3 protein-coding genes are annotated in these 3,996 nt (G+C 66.1%); all 3 read right to left on the reverse strand.

All coding sequences use genetic code 11. The features are described from left to right. On the reverse strand, nt 1-1,639 hold a 1,639-nt coding region (locus tag AC16JP_RS10635; RefSeq protein ID WP_484340591.1), incomplete at its 3' end, for a DEAD/DEAH box helicase. A gap of 309 nt (nt 1,640-1,948) precedes the next feature. Then, complete coding sequence (locus AC16JP_RS10640; protein WP_484340592.1) at nt 1,949-3,511, reverse strand: amino acid permease; 1,563 nt, start codon at nt 3,509-3,511, stop codon at nt 1,949-1,951. Nucleotides 3,512-3,594: 83 nt separating this feature from the next. Next, entirely contained in the window at nt 3,595-3,978 is a 384-nt protein-coding gene (locus tag AC16JP_RS10645) for a histidine triad nucleotide-binding protein (protein ID WP_484340593.1), read from the reverse strand. Nucleotides 3,979-3,996: the final 18 nt, after the last annotated feature.

Below are 3,996 nucleotides of genomic sequence, written 5' to 3' on the forward strand. Positions count from 1 at the left end.
CGCCGCGACCGCCATGGCCGTGGCTGGCGCGCCCTGATCCACCGCGACCCGGCCCGCCACGGCCGTGTCCGCCACGGCCCGGCCCACCATGGCCCTGACCTGATCCGTTGCGGCCTTGTGCTCCACGACTGTGACCGCCCTGACCGTGACCACCATGGTCCTGACCGCTGTGGCCGCCTTGGCCACCATGACCGCGACCTGGCCCCTGGTGGAAGCCGCCGGGGCGCTTGGCAGGCCGGCGATCGCCGCCTTCGTGGCCGGCATGTTCGCCCGCCGCGTCGCGGCCCGCAAACTGCCGCGGATGCCCATGTTGCCCCTGTCCGTCGTACGCTTGCGCATCGCCGCCATGATGGCGCGGGTGCGGGCGACGGCCGCGCGGCCCACCATGTGCATGACCGGCAGGGCGCGCTGCGTGGCGGTGCGTGCCGATTTCGCCGGGCCGCGCATATTCGTCGCGCCCCGAAGCGCGCACCGGCGCAGGCTTCGGCAGGCTTGCCGCTTCCTTCAGGAAGTTCGGCGGCAGCGGCAGCGCGTCGACCTTTTGCCGGATCAGGCGCTCGATGTCCTTCAGGTAGGGCTTTTCGTCGGGCGCGCAGAAGCTCAGCGCGATGCCTTCGCGCCCGGCGCGTGCCGTGCGGCCGATTCGGTGCACATATTGTTCCGGCACATTGGGGATCTCGAAGTTGATCACATGGCTGACTGCGTCGATGTCGATGCCACGGGCGGCGATGTCGGTTGCCACCAGCACCCCGATGTGGCCGTCGCGGAACAGTGCCAGCGCCCGTTCACGCTGCGGCTGGCTTTTATTGCCGTGGATCGCGGCGGCACGAACCCCGGCGCCTTCCAGATAGCGGACGACGCGGTCGGCGCCATGCTTGGTGCGGGTGAATACAAGGCACTTGGCGAAGTCGGGCTGACGCAGCGTCAGCGTCAGCAGCGCCTGCTTTTCCGCCTGGTTGAGGAAGGTGACATATTGCTCCACCTTCTCGGCAGTCGTGGCGACGGGCGTCACTTCCACCTTGACGGGGTTGCTGAGGAAACGGCCTGCCAGATCGGCGATCGACGCCGGCATGGTGGCCGAGAAAAACAGGCTCTGGCGCTGGCGCGGCAGGATGGTTGCGATGCGCTTCAGCGCGTGGATGAAACCAAGATCCAGCATCTGGTCGGCTTCGTCGAGCACCAGAACCTCGACCTGATCGAGCAGCACGGCGCGTCGATCGACGAGATCGAGGAGCCGGCCGGGCGTTGCCACCAGCACGTCGGCGCCGTGCGACAGTTGCCGTTCCTGGCGCTGGATCGGAACGCCGCCGAACACCGTGATGATCGACAGTTTCACGAAACGTGCATAGCTGCGGAAGCTGTCGGCGATCTGGGTCGCCAGCTCGCGCGTCGGGGCAAGCACCAGCACACGCGGTGCCAGCTTGCGGCGCGGCGCGGGATTGGCGATCAGCCGGTCGAGGATCGGCAGCGCAAAGGCCGCCGTCTTGCCGGTACCGGTCTGCGCAATGCCAAGCAGGTCGTGGCCTTCGAGCGCCGGGGGAATGGCGCTGCTCTGGATAGGGGTCGGGTTGTGGTAACCCTCGTCCTCAAGGGCCGAGAGCAGCGGCTGGGCGAGGCCCAGCGAAGAGAAATCAGTCAAGAATCAGTCTTTCGTCTGGCGTTGCGCCTTGTGTTGCGCAAAACCGGCCAGACATCCCGCGTGGCAGGAATGTCAGATGGGGACAGCGCTAAACCCGGGGTCGGTTCGGTAAATCCGATGCGATCACGCGCCCCGGCGACTGGCCTGCCGTTGCATTTTCCCGAACCGGGTTGCAGGGGCGCCATCGCTGTGGCCGCGCAAATGGTGGGAACTGCGGCAAAAGTCAAGGACGGGTGCGAAAAAGGGGCCGGCGGTCTGTCCGCCGGCCCCCGTTTCTGGCCCCCGTTCCGGTGTTTGGGGCGCTGTTCGTCAGGCGTCCCTGCCGCCGGGCGTCGGCGCGCCCGGCATTGGCGGCACCGGCTGCGGCGGCACGTCAGCGTCGGCTTCCGGCACCGAAACGATGCCACGGGCGACGTGGCTCTTGCGGTAGCCGTACAGGAAATAGACGACCAGTCCGATGCCGCCCCAGATCGGCAGCACCAGCATCGCCTTCACCGGCAGCGAGAAATAAAGATAGAGGCAGCCGATCGTTGCCAGCGGGGCGACGAGCCAGACCGCAGGGGTGCGGAACGGGCGGTGCCGTTCAGGCTGGCGGCGGCGCAGGATCAGCACTGCCAGCGACACCATCAGGAACGCGAACAGGGTGCCGGCGTTCGCAATCGCCGCCAGTTCACCGACCGGCAGGAACGCGGCGGCAAAGGTCACGCCAACGCCCGTCACCATGGTGATGATGTGCGGTGTCTTCCACTTGGGGTGGATGTTCGACAGCTTTTCCGGCAGCAGCCCGTCGCGCGACATCACGAAGAAGATGCGCGTCTGGCCATAGATCATGACGAGGATGACCGAGGGCAGGGCAAGGAACGCAGCCAGCCCGATCAGGTTGCCGACGTTCAGATAGCCGACTTCGCGCATGACGTGCGCCAGCGCCTCTTTCGAGCAGGCGAGCGGCTGCTGGCCGATTGCTGCAAGTTCGCCGCAACGGGCAAAGAGAGCCGGCGAACCCGGGTCCACCCAGTTGCCCAGCGCGTCCGTCACCGGTTGGGCGCCGAGCGGCGAACCGATCGCGCCTGCTGCCACCAGCAGGTAGAAAACGGTGCAGATGCCGAGCGATCCCAACAGGCCCAGCGGCACGTTGCGCTGCGGATTGACGGTTTCTTCAGCGGCGGTCGATACCGCGTCGAACCCGACATAGGCGAAAAAGATGGATGCAGCCGCCGCCGAGATTCCGGCAAAGCCCTGCGGTGCGAACGGCGCGAAGTTTTCCATTTTCATCACCGGCAGCGCCAGCGCGATGAACGCGGTCAGCGCGACGACCTTGATCGCCACCAGAACGGCGTTCAGGCGGGCGCTTTCCGTCGTTCCAAGCACCAGCAGGCCGGTGATGGCCAGCGCGATGATCACGGCGGGCAGGTTGATGATGCCGTTCGCATAGGGTCCGTTCACCAGTTCCCACGGCAGTTCGATCCCGAACCAGCCGCGCAACTGGCCGACGAAATAGCCAGACCATCCAACTGAAACGGCCGATGCCGCGACCGCATATTCCAGCACCAGTGCCCAGCCGACCATCCACGCCAGCAATTCGCCCATGACGGCGTAGGTGTAGGTGTAGGCCGATCCGGACACCGGCACCATCGATGCGATTTCCGAGTAGCAGAGTGCCGCGACGCCGCAGACGAGCGCCGCAAGCACGAAGCTGACCATCATGCCCGGCCCGGCGAACTGGGCGGCTTCCGATGTCAGGACGAAGATGCCGGTGCCGATGATGGCGCCGACGCCGAGCAAGGTGAGCTGCCACGCCCCCAAAGTCCGCGTCAGGCTTTTCTTTTCAGCAGTGGCAAGAATGGAGTCGAGTGGCTTGATGCGCCAGGACATGCGGTTCCCTTCCTGAACCCCGCGGCCCCTCTTGTCCGCGGGTCAATTCGTGGCGGCGAAACTGTCCTTTCGCGCGGCCCCGGTCAAGCGCCGCGAACGAGCATCGGGCCGAGCGGACGGCCGCCGAAGATATGAACGTGCAGATGCGGCACTTCCTGATGGCTGTCGGTGCCGGCGTTCGCCAGAATCCGATAGCCGTTTTCCTCTAGCCCAAGCTGCCGCGCGACGTCGCCGACGGCACGCCAGAAGCCGGCCTGCAGGCTGTCGGGTGCGTGGGCCGAAAAGTCTGCAAGGCTGACGTAGGGGCCTTTCGGGATCACCAGCACATGCACGGGCGCTTGCGGGTTGATGTCGTGGAAGGCGAGGGCGAATTCGTTCTCGAAGACGGTGTTCGCCGGAATTTCCCTGCGCAGGATCCGGGCGAAGATGTTGCCTTCGTCATAGGGGGTGCCGTTGCTGATCGCCATTCAAACCCTCCGCGCTTT

The sequence above is a fragment of the Sandaracinobacteroides sp. genome (genome assembly GCF_057137845.1).

What these genes read in the sequence shown, in the direction of transcription:
- AC16JP_RS10640 (WP_484340592.1), bottom strand. Translation starts at nt 3,511, where the DNA reads ATGTCCTGGCGCATCAAGCCACTCGACTCCATTCTTGCCACTGCTGAA.
- AC16JP_RS10645 (WP_484340593.1), bottom strand. Translation starts at nt 3,978, where the DNA reads ATGGCGATCAGCAACGGCACCCCCTATGACGAAGGCAACATCTTCGCC.